13 protein-coding genes are annotated in these 14,280 nt (G+C 55.8%); 4 read left to right on the forward strand and 9 right to left on the reverse strand.

Annotation, left to right across the window (positions count from 1 at the left end; genetic code table 11):
• Positions 1 to 46 precede the first annotated feature (46 nt).
• Positions 47 to 1,957: a biosynthetic arginine decarboxylase gene (speA, locus tag CDH47_RS07540; protein WP_100639229.1), complete on the reverse strand. Its 1,911-nt coding sequence runs from the start codon at positions 1,955 to 1,957 to the stop codon at positions 47 to 49.
• Positions 1,958 to 2,173: 216 nt separating this feature from the next.
• On the opposite strand from speA, the gene speE reads away from it, so the two are divergent.
• Positions 2,174 to 3,055, forward strand: a complete 882-nt coding sequence (gene speE / locus CDH47_RS07545; protein WP_100639230.1) for a polyamine aminopropyltransferase — start codon at positions 2,174 to 2,176, stop codon at positions 3,053 to 3,055.
• A 7-nt stretch (positions 3,056 to 3,062) separates the two neighbouring features.
• Here the strand turns inward: speE and CDH47_RS07550 are convergent, their stop codons facing one another.
• From CDH47_RS07550 to glnK, 5 genes are all read right to left on the reverse strand, one after another.
• A complete protein-coding gene (locus tag CDH47_RS07550; protein WP_100639231.1) occupies positions 3,063 to 4,247 on the reverse strand; it encodes a WD40 repeat domain-containing protein in 1,185 nt (394 codons plus the stop codon).
• Positions 4,247 to 6,175 (reverse strand): alpha/beta hydrolase, encoded by a 1,929-nt coding sequence (locus CDH47_RS07555; RefSeq protein ID WP_100639232.1) that lies wholly within the window; start codon positions 6,173 to 6,175, stop codon positions 4,247 to 4,249. The genes CDH47_RS07550 and CDH47_RS07555 overlap by 1 nt, the downstream gene beginning before the upstream one ends.
• On the reverse strand, positions 6,176 to 7,042 hold the full coding sequence (locus CDH47_RS07560) for a DUF4123 domain-containing protein (protein ID WP_161494482.1): 867 nt from the start codon (positions 7,040 to 7,042) through the stop codon (positions 6,176 to 6,178).
• 168 nt (positions 7,043 to 7,210) lie between these two features.
• On the reverse strand, positions 7,211 to 8,479 hold the full coding sequence (locus tag CDH47_RS07565) for an ammonium transporter (RefSeq protein WP_100639234.1): 1,269 nt from the start codon (positions 8,477 to 8,479) through the stop codon (positions 7,211 to 7,213).
• A gap of 70 nt (positions 8,480 to 8,549) precedes the next feature.
• Positions 8,550 to 8,888: a P-II family nitrogen regulator gene (gene glnK / locus CDH47_RS07570; protein WP_100639235.1), complete on the reverse strand. Its 339-nt coding sequence runs from the start codon at positions 8,886 to 8,888 to the stop codon at positions 8,550 to 8,552.
• A 390-nt stretch (positions 8,889 to 9,278) separates the two neighbouring features.
• Between glnK and CDH47_RS07575 the strand changes: the two genes are divergently transcribed.
• The 3 genes from CDH47_RS07575 to trmB all read left to right on the forward strand — a co-directional run bounded on the left by CDH47_RS07575 (position 9,279) and on the right by trmB (position 11,973).
• Positions 9,279 to 9,533: an accessory factor UbiK family protein gene (locus CDH47_RS07575; protein ID WP_100639236.1), complete on the forward strand. Its 255-nt coding sequence runs from the start codon at positions 9,279 to 9,281 to the stop codon at positions 9,531 to 9,533.
• A gap of 89 nt (positions 9,534 to 9,622) precedes the next feature.
• Positions 9,623 to 11,149: a YifB family Mg chelatase-like AAA ATPase gene (locus CDH47_RS07580; RefSeq protein ID WP_100639352.1), complete on the forward strand. Its 1,527-nt coding sequence runs from the start codon at positions 9,623 to 9,625 to the stop codon at positions 11,147 to 11,149.
• Positions 11,150 to 11,220: 71 nt separating this feature from the next.
• Positions 11,221 to 11,973 carry a tRNA (guanosine(46)-N7)-methyltransferase TrmB gene (gene trmB / locus CDH47_RS07585; protein WP_100639237.1) on the forward strand — a complete coding sequence of 251 codons (753 nt, stop codon included), beginning with the start codon at positions 11,221 to 11,223 and terminating at the stop codon, positions 11,971 to 11,973.
• Positions 11,974 to 11,990: 17 nt separating this feature from the next.
• On the opposite strand, the gene CDH47_RS07590 is transcribed toward trmB, so the two are convergent.
• The 3 genes from CDH47_RS07590 to rdgB are packed head-to-tail and all read right to left on the reverse strand — an operon-like array spanning position 11,991 to position 14,277.
• Positions 11,991 to 12,524, reverse strand: coding sequence for a hypothetical protein (locus CDH47_RS07590; RefSeq protein ID WP_100639238.1), 534 nt, complete (start codon positions 12,522 to 12,524; stop codon positions 11,991 to 11,993).
• A complete protein-coding gene (gene hemW / locus CDH47_RS07595) occupies positions 12,524 to 13,660 on the reverse strand; it encodes a radical SAM family heme chaperone HemW (protein ID WP_420843664.1) in 1,137 nt (378 codons plus the stop codon). Before hemW ends, CDH47_RS07590 begins: the two co-directional genes overlap by 1 nt.
• A gap of 17 nt (positions 13,661 to 13,677) precedes the next feature.
• Positions 13,678 to 14,277 (reverse strand): RdgB/HAM1 family non-canonical purine NTP pyrophosphatase, encoded by a 600-nt coding sequence (gene rdgB, locus CDH47_RS07600; RefSeq protein WP_100639240.1) that lies wholly within the window; start codon positions 14,275 to 14,277, stop codon positions 13,678 to 13,680.
• Positions 14,278 to 14,280 lie beyond the last annotated feature (3 nt).

Below are 14,280 nucleotides of genomic sequence, written 5' to 3' on the forward strand. Positions count from 1 at the left end.
AACGTTTTGGCGGGCTACTCTTTGCACCCCAAACTCATCGAGACGCTTAGTCTTCGAGGTAGGTGTAACCCTCAAGCCCGGCAGCCAGTTCTTTCAGCAGCCTTGACTGAGCAGCCTCAGGCAAACCGCTTGCGGCAAACTTGTTGCGGTAGGCTTGCAGCAGGTTGCTGGGCTCGAAGTTCACATACCTGAGCACATGGGCCACAGTGTCGCCGATAATGGGCGTGTTGATATCGTAGCCACCGGCGTCGTTCAGGCGTACGTCTACAGAGTGCGTGTCTCCAAACAGGTTGTGCATATCTCCGAGAATTTCCTGGTAGGCACCGGTCAGGAAAAAGCCCATCAGCAAAGCCTCGCCGGGCTCATCTTCGGGCAAAGGCAGTGTGGATTCCGTGCTCTGGCCATCCACGTAGCGGTCGATGCGGCCATCTGAATCACAGGTGATATCCTGGATTACCGCCCTGCGGGTGAGTGGGCGATTCAGGCCGTTTACCGGCATAACCGGGAATATCTGGTCAATACCCCACACATCCGGCAGTGACTGGAACAGCGAAAAGTTCACGAACAGCTTGGCGGCCAACTTTTCGTTCAGCTCGTCAATGATTTCGCGGTGGGCCCGACTATTTTTATCCAGTTGGCTTTGTAACAACCGGCAGCAGCGAATGTAGAGTATTTCTGCGTTTGCACGTTCCTGTAGTGAGAGTGTGCCGTGGGCAAATTGGCCGTGAACGTCGGCCATGGCATGCAACACATCATGATAGATTTCCGCCAGCGAGCGCGGGGAACCTGGGTCTTCCAGGCTCTGCAGGTCACGCCAGAGATCCTGTAGTGGTGCCGGAGCATCCTGTCGGGGTTGTTTGCCAGATTGCTCTTCGGGCACCTCGTGATCAATCACATTGGTGACCAGCACCGAGTGGTGTGCGGTCAACGCGCGCCCGGATTCGCTGATCAGATCCGGATGAGGAAGACCATGGCGGTCACATTCCGCCTGCAGCACGTGCACCACGTTGTAGGCGTATTCGTGCATGCTGTAGTTCATGGAACAGGCGCTTCGGGAGCGGGTGCCTTCGTAATCAACCCCAAGGCCCCCGCCAATATCTACGGTGTTCACCGGAGCACCCATGTGCCTCAACTCGCTGTAAAAGCGCGCGCATTCCCGCAACCCAGTCTGGATATCGCGGATGTTGGCTATCTGGGAGCCCAGATGGAAGTGCAGCAGTTGCAGGGTATGCAGGGCATCAGCTTGGCGCAGAGTGTTCACCACATCCAGCACCTGGCTGGCGGACAATCCGAATTTTGATTTCTCGCCCCCCGTGTTCTGCCAGTTACCCTTACCGATAGTGGCCAATCGAACCCGAACGCCAATGAGCGGAGAAACCTCCAGTTTTTTGGCTTCGTCCAGAATCAGCGGCAGCTCTGACTGTTTTTCCACCACAATAAACACCCGGTGTCCAAGCTTTTGACCGATCAGAGCCAGGCGGATGTACTCTCTGTCTTTGTAGCCGTTGCACACGATAACCGAGTCGGGTTGCCTGGCCAGTGCCAGCACCGCCATGAGTTCCGGCTTGCTGCCTGCTTCAAGGCCAATTTGCCCGTTGCTGGCCGCCGGCTCCGCTGCAATCAATTCCTCAACCACCCGGCGTTGCTGGTTTACCTTGATGGGGTAGACCGCCGTGTACCGCCCTTTATAGCTATGCTCTGAAGCCACCTTATTGAACGCGTTGCACAGCTTGTTCACCCGGTCGTGAAGGATGTCGGTAAAACGGATCAGCACGGGCAACTGCAGCCCGGACTCCACCAGCGAGCGAGTCAGCTCTGGCAGATTGATCTCCGCCTCGTTCTTGCCCCGGTTTGGCCGGATAACAACCTCGCCCTCGGGATTGACGCCGATATAGCCATCGCTCCATTGGGTAATGTTGTAAGTCTTGTGAGCCGGGGAGGCGCTGGTGTTGCTCATGGCTGCAATCCTTCTGGGAAACGCTGGGCCGGGCAGACCGGCTGAATGGCTGGTATTGTAGGGTTTAGCCATTGCTGCTGAAAGAGCCGGTCGCCGTCGATCACGACATGCTAGGCCTAATCAGTAATATTCGATAATAAATACTATGGCTGGCCGATAAACAAAACCTACAATACAGGCTTTGGCCATTGCATCAGGTATTTGCGGGAGAGCACCATGACGACACTGAGTAACGATTGGTTTACAGAGGTTTTCCAGGATCAAGGAACGGCGTTTTCACTGCAGGTGAGAAAGAAGCTGCACGAAGAGCAAACACCGTTTCAGAAGCTGGAAATCTACGAAACCGAAACCTTCGGCAACCTGATGGTGCTGGATGGCTGTGTGATGCTGACTACCCGGGATAACTTTCTGTACCACGAGATGATGACTCACCCGGCGCTATTCACCCATAAAAACCCGAAAAAGGTGGTGATTGTGGGGGGCGGTGACTGCGGCACTTTGAAAGAAGTGCTGAAACACCCGGATGTTGAAGAAGCCTGGCAGGTTGAAATCGACGAGCGGGTCACTCGCATGTCTGAGGAATATTTCCCGGAATTGTGCGAATCCAACGATGACCCACGGGCCAATTTCTTCTTTGGCGACGGCGTTCAATGGATGCGAGAAGTGGATCCCGACAGCATTGATGTCATCATTATCGACAGTACCGATCCGGTTGGCCCCGCTGAAGGCCTCTTTGCCCTGGATTTCTATCGCGACGCCATGCTGGCGCTGGGTGACGGCGGCATTATTGTGCAGCAGAGCGAATCGCCGCTGCTTCACACCAATACCATCATCAAAGACATGCACAACGACATGCGCAAAGCCGGCTTCGACCACGTGCAAACCCTGCCGTTCCCTCAGCCGGTTTACCCCACCGGCTGGTGGAGTTGCACCATGGCCAGCAAGGACAATCCGCTGAGGTATTTCCGCGAGGATGATGCCAACAAGCGCCCCTTCGTAACTCGCTACTACAACAGCGGTATTCACTACGGCGCCTTGGCCATGCCCCAGTTCATGATCGAAGCCCTGGAAGACGAAACGCGACCGGCAGTGTGTTAGTTGGTGGCTACTTCACCGCCCAGATGCGCTCGAGCGTCAGTTCGTCCGGGTCAAACTGGTACACGCTGATGCCACCGGACGACTGATGCCCCATCGCCAGAATACCCGCCTCGGGAGAGGTGGCGATGGCGGTGTTGCGGTCGTAGTTGCTGCCGTAGGTGACCAATTTGGGCGATTCACCCAGATCAAAGTACTTCACGGGCCAGGGGCTGCCGGTTTTGAATAGGGCGGCTATGTGGCTGTTGTTGCCGAAGCGCAGGTAGTATTCGCTGTTGTGGATGAAGGCCACGGCGATGGTGAAGGTGTTGAGGCCTTCAGGGGCATCAATGAGGCCGCTTCTATCTCTGTTTCGAGGGTCGCCCGCCTCAAACGGAGTGTCATCGAGATACACGCCACCATAATAGGTTGCTAACCTATGTCGGGTTCCTGGCTGAGCTGTATTCCAAAAATAACCGATACCATTCTCGTCTGCGCTGACCACCCATTGCCCGTCTGGGCTAATGGCGGCGTGAGTTTTGACTGAATTGCCGTCCAGTTTAGCAATTGGTTGCCCGGTTTCGAGACCCCACAAAGCGACACCGTTCATGCGCTGGTATTTCTCCCCTTGATCACGAACTTCTTGTATCGACCGGTAATAGGGTGGTTCAAATGCTTTGGATTCCCCGCTTCCTGCAGAAACCAGCCATTGCTCTGACTCGTCCATCGAGAGATTGAAGAGCTTGTGGTAGCCAAGAAAAGCTCTGCCATCGGTTGCTTTGATTGTCTCTGTAGATCCGTCTTTCCATCGTCGAAATATGCCCCAGCCAATGTCAGAGTAGTAATAGGTGTTGAGATCCTGAGTCATGAGATGACCATAGGTCGGTTTGTCTAACTCAAAAGTTGTCTGGGGCATTCCGTTTGTTGTTTGGGCGGTCACGACGTTGTCGAGATCCTGCCATAGAAAAACATCCCGCTTTTTAATGAAATAGGCACTATAGATGTTAGCCTCGCGGCTAATGATTTTCCGGTTACGTGCTTTCAAATCCCACAGAATCAACTTCTGATCCCTGTGGGCCGTGATGGCAAATGCCCCGTTTGAGGAAACTGAGGCACTTACGACGGGCCCGGCTGAGTTGTAAACTTTCCACAAGGTGAACCCTGCAGCCAAAGTCACTCCCACTAGTAGAAGTGCCCGTAGATTGAATTTGCTCATCAGTAACGCCCAAACTTTGAATTTGCCAGTAATTGGCTCTGCATAATTTCTCGCTGGTAGACCTCTTCAAACAGTTCTTGGGTGGGGATGCGCATTCCTGAATGGCTGAAGAGCCAAGAGCTTTGATCAACCTCCGCCCAAGATCCATCCTGCAGGTTATCCTCGATAAATCCATCTCGAAAGAAGCCAGTTCCTTCACCCGTAACCTTGGCAAACCCCACATACCCCAACGCCGGCCTCGGCGACTGCTTCGGAAACCACCCATTCACCGCAAGCCTCTTCAAACGCAAAACATAATCCTTCGCCACCTGCGGGCTTATGCTGGCGCGGTGATTCAACGGCGACAGCAGGGTGTACTCAGGCGGCCGCTCGCCGATACGCAGGCAGTCTATGCAGGGCTGCCAGAGAGCGTTTGCTTCGGCTAGAATTTCTTGTTCCAGCCTGCCCCAGTTGGCTTTAACGGTTTGTTTGAGCACCTCGGGTACATACGCCGAACGCTGAGGGTGGGCCGTTTCCCCGGCGTCAAAGGTGAGGGGCAAATACTCCTTGTAGAGCTTTTCAATGGCAGGCTCGAAGCCATTGTCCAGAAAGCTCGGGAAGCACCACCATTTCTTGTTATAAGCTCCGTGCAATTTACCGAGTATGTCATCCATCGGATCCTCGGCCCTGGCCAGCGCCCAGGCGGTCATTGCTGCAGGGTGGATACGGTACAGGGCCTTTTGCCACCAGGCCCTGTCGTCGGTATTGTCTGGCCCGAGAATCCCGTCACCACGGGAGTGCAGCACGACAATTTTCCGGGCGGCGCTGTGGGCGGACGGAAACACGCCGAGCCCCAGGGGGTGCGCATCACGGGAGCTGTCGTTGGTGAGAGCGTTGTCGGCGACCGCTGGCTGCCAGAGAAACAGGTGGTCCACCAGGTTGCTATGCCCGATGGTACCCAGAATATTCAGTGCAGTGAGGCCCACCCGTGCGCCCAGTGAATGAGTGATGATGTTGATGGCAATGCCAGCGTTTGCCAGTTGTTGAATTATGGCCACCAAACGCCGCCCACTCGCCATGGCATTCAGTTCGGCCTGCATAAAGTCTGTAGCGCCGGTATTCCCAGGCCAGGAAACATTGATAATGCGGCTGTAGGGCATCCAGTCCTTGCCATCAAAACCCGCAGCGCGATTCAGTTGGTATTCCATGTGAATGGCCCAGCTGTGCGCGCCTGTGCCGTTCACTTCGTCGTCTTTCAGCGGGGTGGCGGTATAGTCCGATAGCGCCCCCGTATCCTGCCAGACCGTAGCCTTGTTTGGGTGCCAGGCAGTTCTCGGTACTGGCCCGTGGCCGCCGTAACGTTTTTGGCTATCCTTGCGGTTCAGGAATCGCCCCCACTCTCCATGGGGCACGTTGTAGCCGTGTATGTAGATAAGCGCGTTGTTGCCATTCTCCCGGAAATAATCCAGTTGCTCGTCTGTCAGCAAGTCGCCCGAGGCAGGGGCCGGATCCCGCAGGTTGATGATTACCGGCGGCGGCAAGTGTATAGCCCTGGCTTTGCGTTCGCCCTGAATAACCGTGAGGTCTACACCTTCATCGAGGTAATGACCGGGGGCGAAGCGGCGTTGTTCACTCACAGTATCGAAACCGATCAGATGCTCGCCTTCCGGCTCCTCCGGCCAACGCCATCTGGCATTTCCGGTGACGAGTTGAGTGAAGATGGCTTCGGTATTGTCTGGCGTATGTTCTGTGCCATTTTCCAGTTGAGCGGTTACAACCTTGCCGCTCTCATCGGTGATTGTGCCGGCGCCGATAAACGCCCTCGTGCGCTTGAGGTTGTCCGAGCGTTGCAGGCGCACGTTTGCGGTTTCGTGGGTGCAAATGGGCGCGCCGTGGGCGCCAAAAGGTGCTGAGCTGGGTGAAAAGGGCAGGTGGCTTGCGGCTGTCATTCAGGTTCCCTCCTGTAAGTGCGCTAATGTTGAAAGTGCTTCCAGTGTGCCGGACCAATGGGCTCCTTGCCGGGTTTTGCGTACAGTCGCCAGCTCATCCTGGTTCAGAACTCTGGTGAAACCTTGCCGTATCAAAAGCTCCGCGCCTTCTACCAGGGCTTGTTCATTCGGAGCCCCTAATGTGATCAATTGCTGGAACCAAGAAGAAACGACGCCATCCTCCAGTCCATTGCCCTGAGCAAGGGACTTCACCAGCAGGTTCTGGCGACAGTGCTCCACGGCTGCCAGGTTCTCTTTGGTCAGCACCAACGGTTGCGAGACAGTGTCAGCCAAACCGCTCGAAGCTGCCCGGGTCTCGTTTTTCACAAGCGACCAGTTGGCACTTCCATAGTGCCCCTTGATAGCGGTTAGTGGGCCAAGCACGCGCAGGCGTTGATGGGGTGAGAGCGAAGCCCCAAGGCTGCCCAGTGTTGCCGGATCTGAGTAACGAAAGAGGCTGTCGCCGTGCGGGCCGCTAACCGTGTTCAGGCTGACAAGATGATTGCGGATGTCTTCGAGCGTCAATTGTGGGCCGTGTATGGCCAGGGCTTTGCCCTCTGCTAGCCATCCTTGCAGCCAATGCTCACTCTGGTGAGTGACAGGCTGAGTAATCAACGGGCCATCAAAGGCTTGTTCACGGTATTGCGAATGGATGTAGGGCAAGTCGTAAACCGGCACCGGGTCCTGCTCGAAAAGCAGGCGCAAGGCTTCGGAGTGCTTTGCCTGGTCAATCAGATACCAATTGGCATCTGCATCAAAAGAACCTGAATGATGATAAAACGACGTGGTTTCGTGAGCCTTTCGGCTCTGGGCTGTGGAGTCCTTCATGGCTGCCTTCATCTATCCTTAGATGACCAAAATGCACAGTGATGGTAGCCGAATGTGTAAATACTGTCACCCGGTCTGGCGGCCCGGACGCATTGTTCAAATACCGCGATTCAGAAACCGGGAAGGAATACCCATTCAGGTATCCCTCCCAGGCTCACCTGAGGTTGGCTATTTTCCGGTAACAAACTCCGGATAGGCTTCCATGCCGCACTCCGCCAGATCAACACCCTCGTATTCATCCAGCTCGCTGACTCTTATCCCCGTTACAGCCTTGATAATGCCCCATACCAGCAGGCTGGCAAGAAACACCCAGCCAAAAATGGTTGCCGCACCAATCAACTGGCCGCTGAAGCTTGCGTCGCCGTTGGTTACCGGCACCAGCATTAGCCCCAGGAAACCGCAGACACCGTGGGCAGAGATGGCGCCCACCGGGTCGTCGATACGCAGTTTGTCGAGAAAGATAACGCTGAACACCACCAGCACACCGCCAAGACCACCCCAGAGCGTTGCAACCAGTGCGCTTGGGGTCGATGGCTCGGCGGTGATCACCACCAGGCCAGCGATGGCTCCGTTGAGAAGCATGGTCAAATCCGCTTTGCCAAACAACAGGCGACCGGTTATCAGGGCGGCGATGGCTCCACCTGCGGCAGCTGCGTTGGTGTTGAGGAAGACCATGGCAACCGAATTGGCGCTGGCGATATCGCCTAGCTTGAGAACAGAGCCGCCATTGAAGCCAAACCAGCCCATCCACAGGATAAATGTGCCCAGCGCAGCCAGCGGCAGATTGGAGCCGGGAATGGCGCGGATTTCGCCGTTGGGGCCGTATTTGCCTTTGCGGGCACCCAGCAACAGCACCCCGGCAAGGGCCGCGGCGGCACCGGCCAGGTGGACGATGCCGGAGCCGGCAAAGTCACTGAAGCCCAGGTCGCCCAGGCTATACAGCCCGAAAACATCCTTGCCGCCCCAGGTCCAGGAACCTTCCAGCGGGTAGATAAGCCCGGTCATCACCGCTGCAAAGGCGAGAAATGCCCACAACTTCATTCGTTCAGCAACGGCACCGGATACGATCGACATGGCGGTGGCTACAAACACCACCTGGAAGAAGAAATCCGCCGCGCTGGAGTAAATCGCACCGCCCTCAAAACCATCTTCCCGACTGGCAATGTCAGCCAGAACTGCTGCCGCATCTATTCGCTCAATGCCGTTCAGTAGAAGGGTGCCGTCGTACATGAGGGCATAGCCGCACACCAGGTACATGGTGCAGGCAATGGCATAAAGCGCGACGTTTTTAGTGAGGATTTCAGTGGTGTTTTTAGCTCTTACCAGCCCGGATTCGAGCATGGCAAAACCCGCAGCCATCCACATAACTAATGCGCCGCACATCAGGAAATAAAACGTATCTATTGCATACTGCAGGTGAAAAACATTGCTTTCCATAGGAAGCCCTCCGCACAAGGCACTTCAAGTTGATTTTTTTGCGTTGGTTTTTTAGCTGATCAGGGCAATATCAGACGGCTTCTTCGCCTGTCTCACCTGTCCGGATCCGAATGGCCTGTAGCAGTTCGGTCACGAAGATCTTGCCGTCGCCAATCTTGCCGGTGTTGGCAGCTTTGGTAATGGATTCGATAACCTGGTCGAGCAGGTTGTCGCCAATGGCCACTTCAATTTTTACTTTGGGCAGAAAATCCACCACATATTCCGCGCCACGATAAAGCTCTGTGTGGCCCTTCTGCCGCCCGAAGCCTTTCACCTCGGTGACGGTTACGCCTTGTACGCCAATCTCGGATAGTGCCTCTCGGACATCATCCAACTTGAAAGGCTTGATGATCGCTGTCACAAGTTTCATTACTTTCTCCTTGGTAAAACCGTCCCAACATGAGAGGCCATCGGCCATTTGTTGAGTTCGGAGTGCTGCCGCTCTGCACGTCAACTGTGCGGATTGCGTACAAGAGCTAAAGCACCGGGTGTGCCAACGCAAAAAAATAAATTCAAAACAGTTGCTTAGTAAGCTTTGGTCGCAGAGTGTTATAGATCTGAGAACCAGATTTTGCACCACAACAGGGCGCTCAGCCATCCCATGAGCCACACTGGAGCAAGCCAAGGGATGGAGAAGGCTATTATAGTGCTCACCGCGCCTAGTATGGCAGGGCTGGCGGTGTGATACACTCCTGCAAACAGGTCGCGGCCCGTGTCTTTTGGCCGAAACCGGACATTATTTTAATCAGTGAGGTGATGAGTGAAAGGCCCACAGGATATTTTTTCGCAGATTCAGGGGCAGTTTGGGCAATTTGTACCAGATATGGCTCGTGCCGCCCGGGAAGATTTTGAAACCCAGGCTCGCGCTGCGGTTACGTCGGTTTTGGCGCGTTTGGAGCTGGTGACCCGTGACGAATTTGACGCCCAGCAAGCAGTGCTTATGAAAACCCGCGAGATGGTAGAGGCTTTGGAAAAAAGAGTCGCGGAGCTGGAAAAGTCTCAGAAATCACAGTAAACCCAGATTGCTCCCGGCAGGAAGTCGGGCTCATGTTGGCCGATGTATTTTGGCCTTGGACTGATAACCAGAAACCATGGAAGGTTGTTATGCTTGCCGTTGTCCATTCCCGCGCCAGCATTGGCGTATCTGCGCCTGAAGTCACCGTTGAGGTCCATCTTTCCGGCGGGCTCCCCGCGCTTTCTATTGTTGGTTTGCCTGAAACCGGTGTGCGTGAAAGCCGCGAACGAGTGAGAAGCGCGTTGTTGAACGCAGGCTTTGAATTCCCGGCACGCCGTATAACCATCAATCTGGCGCCGGCAGACTTGCCCAAAGAAGGCGGCCGCTTTGATCTGCCAATCGCGCTTGGCATTCTTGCCGCTTCCGGGCAGATACCTACCGAAAGTCTTGCGTCCTGTGAGTTTCTGGGAGAGCTTTCCCTTGATGGTGCGCTCCGCCCGCTAAAAGGCGTGTTGCCTGCCGTTCTGGCGGCGCGAAAAGCAGGGCGTAGCTTGCTTATACCCAATAGCAACGCAGAAGAAGCCGCGCTCGCAAGCCAGGGTGATGTGCTGGCAGCGGGGCATATATTGGCTGTTTGCGAGCACTTGTGTGGGCGGGCCCGACTGGTTCCTGTGGCCCGCACAAAGCCTGATCCCCTGGCGTATGGAGACATGCCGGATCTTGCAGATGTGCGTGGCCAAAGTGTCCCCCGCCGGGCCTTGGAAGTCGCTGCTGCCGGGTCGCACAATCTTCTGTTTTTCGGGCCGCCGGGAACCGGGAAAAGCATGTTGGCCAGCCGCTTACCCGGAATTTTGCCAGATCTGAGCGACGATCACGCCATGGAGGTGGCCAGTGTGCATTCGGTTGCCGGGCTGCGGGTAGGAGAAGGCGGTTGGCGCCAACCGCCATTCAGATCCCCTCATCACACCGCGTCTGCCGTGGCGTTGGTGGGTGGTGGCAGCAGCCCCAGGCCCGGAGAAATCTCTTTGGCCCACAGGGGCGTACTTTTCCTCGATGAATTGCCAGAGTTTGAGCGCCGGGTTCTGGAAGTGCTGCGGGAGCCCATGGAAACCGGAGAAATTTCCATCAGCCGAGCCGCTCGGCAGGTGAGTTTCCCTGCAAGATTTCAGGTTATCGGCGCGATGAATCCCTGTCCTTGCGGCTACAGCGGGCACCCAACCATTGAATGCCAGTGCACGCCCCAACAGGTTATGCGCTATCGCTCGAAAATTTCCGGCCCGCTTCTGGACAGGTTCGATTTACACGTGGAAGTGCCTGTGCAAAGTGGCGATGTACTGATGCAGTCTGGTGGTGATGGTGAGTCCAGTGCCGCAGTACGAGAGCGGGTGGGGCTTGCCAGAGAGCGTCAGGCCCATCGGGGGTGTGTTAACGCAACTTTGTCCGGGCGCGAACTGCAGACGGCCTGCAGCCTTGCCCCCTCCAGTGAAAAGCTGCTTTCCGGCGCCATGGAGAAGTTGGGGCTGTCAGCCCGTGCACTGCACCGGATACTGCGGGTTGCCCGTACTCTGGCCGATCTGGACGGGGCTGAAGCGGTTACACAGGCGCATTTGGTGGAGGCGCTGGGGTATCGCCAGTTTGATCGCCAAACCGGTAAGAGCTCTGTGGTCTCCGCCTGATTCTTTTTACTCTGGTAAACTGTGTGCAAACTCCGTTAATCAAACCCGCAGCCAGCGGTTGAGGATTGCAGATGACTGATCAGAAAGAACCGCAAGATCTTGGTGATGATAACCCACAAAAACAGCCAGCCAGCGATTCGCCCATTACCACCCGCCGTGGTGTTCGCAGTTTTGTGTTGCGCCAGGGGCGTATGACCGAGGGCCAGAAAAAGGCCTACGAGCGCAGTTGGCCGAAGTTTGGCCTGAGCCGTGAAGACGGCATGATCGACCCGCGCCAGGTATTTGGCCGCGACGCTATGCTCAATCTCGAAATTGGTTTTGGGATGGGCCGCTCCTTGGCGGAAATGGCTGAAGCAGCGCCAGAGCAAGACTTTATTGGTGTAGAAGTTCACCTGCCAGGCGTCGGCGCACTGCTCAAGGAAATTGAGGATCGTGGGCTGGAGAATGTCCGCGTTTACAACATAGATGCCAATGATGTGATCGATTTGTGCCTGCCGGACGCTTGTCTGGACCAGGTTATGGTGTTTTTCCCGGATCCCTGGCACAAAAAGAAGCATCACAAGCGACGACTGGTTCAGCCTGAATTTGTTCAGCGCATTCGCCATAAGTTGCGAGTCGGTGGCATTCTGCATCTGGCCACAGACTGGGAAAACTATGCAGAGCATATGATGGAAGTAATGGGTGAATCTGAAGGGTTTGCCAATACCCAGGAGCAGGGCGAATACTCACCACGGCCTGACTACCGCCCGATTACCAAGTTTGAAAAACGTGGCGAGAATCTGGGGCATGGTGTTTGGGACTTGCTGTTTCACCGCACTAACTAAACTACGCGGTGAGGCATTTACCCTGGCGTCAGTGGATGACGCCGGGCTGCGCGGATAATCACCAGGCCTGCAATGCCAAGTGTGAGAGCTGTAAACTTGGCCAGCGCGCTGATGGCAGCTGCGGAGCTGATAGCATTGGTGGGTGCATCAAGGTTGTTCAGCAGGAGCATGTTCTCCGTAATATCGACGACACCAGCAGTTATAAACAGGGCGCGAACCCAGCGTGCGGCCGTGCGCTCGCGAACACCGGGCCTGTCCTGAGTGCAGTGCCGGGTGAGCAGTATCAGAGTCAGGCAATAAATCGGAATAAACAGGAAATCCAGCCACAAGGAGAGCTTGGCCCATTTCAGGTTCTCAGCGCCCCAGCTTTGTACAATCGCCAGCGCCTGCTCGGCACTTCCCGCCAGCTGAAAACTCACAATACCCTGCTGCGCAGCCTCTGTTTTCAGGGGCTGGTTGATCAACACCAAGGCTGCCAGTAACACCACCGTTGCTATCAGGCAGGCTTTCAGGCTTTTGGGGAAAGCCGGTAATCCCTTTTCCGTGTCCATTACAGAAAACGCTCCAACAGACTATTCAGATACCTTTGCCCCAGGCTTGTGGCTTGAAGGCGGTCACCCATGAGCAATTTATCATCACGCAGCTTCTGAAGTTGTACCGCAACGGATGCCAAGGGTAAACCCGTGCGCTCATAGAAAAGGCTTTCATCCACGCCTTGCCGCAGCCGTAGTGCGTTCATCAGAAACTCCAGGGGCAGTTCCTCAGGCTCAATATTAGCGCTCCCGGCGGTACGGCTACCTATGCGGTTGAGGTAGGCCTCAGGCTGTCGTGTTTTCCAGTAACGTTTGATCGTGCCATCGGGAAGGCTGATTTTACCGTGCCCTCCTGCCCCCAGCGCCAGATAATCTCCGAAGGTCCAGTAGTTAAGATTGTGTCTTGAAGCTTTGCCTTCCCGGCACCACGCAGACACCTCGTAATCCTTGAATCCGTGCAGGTGCAAGTATTCGCTCCCGCGCTGAGCAATCTCCCAGAGCAGGTCGTCGTCTGGCAAATCCGGTGGCCGGCTGTAGAACTCTGTATTGGGCTCAAGAGTCAGTTGGTACCAGGATATATGAGGCGGTTCATGGCTCATTGCAGTCTTGAGATCTTGCAGGGCCTCGTCTGGGGTTTGGTCTGGCAGGCCGTGCATCAGGTCCAGATTGAAGTTATCGAAGCCCGCTTTTTTGGCGGACTCGATTGCTCTATGTGCTGCTGCACTGTCATGGATACGGCCGAGGGTTTTCAGGTGTATCGGGTTAAAGCTCTGCACACCGATAGACAAGCGATTGATGCCGGCGTTGCGGAAGGCCTCAAATCGCCCTTCTTCAAGGGTGCCGGGGTTGGCCTCCAGTGTGATTTCAACATCCGCAGCAAAGTCCAGGCGCTCCCGCAGTCCTTCAAAAAGCGTTTGGTAAAACTCACCGCTCATCAGGGAGGGCGTGCCTCCGCCGATAAACACGGTTTCCACGGGGCGGCCTGATGCCAGTGCGAGATCCTGGTCAATGTCTTCAAACAGTGCGTTCAGGTAGGCGGATTCGGGGATGTCACCCTGGATGGCGTGGGAATTGAAGTCACAGTAGGGGCATTTACGCACGCACCAAGGCACATGAACATACAGGCTCAGAGGTGGAGTTACTGGCGCTGACATATTCACCGCCATGGAGGTCAGGCCTCTGCCTTAAGCTGTTCCGTCAGCAATGCCAAGGCCCGGCCTCGATGGCTGATCCGGTTTTTCTCGCCCCGGCTCAGTTCCGAGGCGCTGCAGTTCTTTTCCGGGCAGAGAAAGATGGGGTCGTAGCCAAATCCACCGTCGCCCCGGGGTGCTCTGAGGATTGTGCCGGGCCACCGCCCATGGCAAACAATCGGTGTCGGATCGTCTGCATGGCGCAAGTACACCAGTACACAGTGAAATTGCGCGCCCCGTTGGCCATCGGGTATATCAACCAACGCTTTCAGCAGAGCGTTTAGATTGTCCAGATCGGACGCACCAGCGCCTGCATACCGTGCCGAGCGCACTCCCGGTGCACCGCCTAGCGCATCCACTGCCAGCCCGCTGTCATCTGCCAGGGCAGGCAAGCCGGTTTCCCGGGCGGCATGACGTGCTTTCAGAATGGCGTTTTCCACAAAGGTCACCGCCGGTTCTTCGGCCTCGCCAACCCCCAGTTCGCCTTGGGATACGGGCACCAGGTTTAACGGTGCAAGAAGCTCCGTGAATTCGCTGATTTTACCTTTGTTGTTACTGGCAATAACAAGTTGCTCAGACATAGG

This window comes from Marinobacter salexigens (assembly GCF_002806945.1).
In the GTDB taxonomy this organism is placed as follows: Bacteria; Pseudomonadota; Gammaproteobacteria; order Pseudomonadales; family Oleiphilaceae; genus Marinobacter; species Marinobacter salexigens.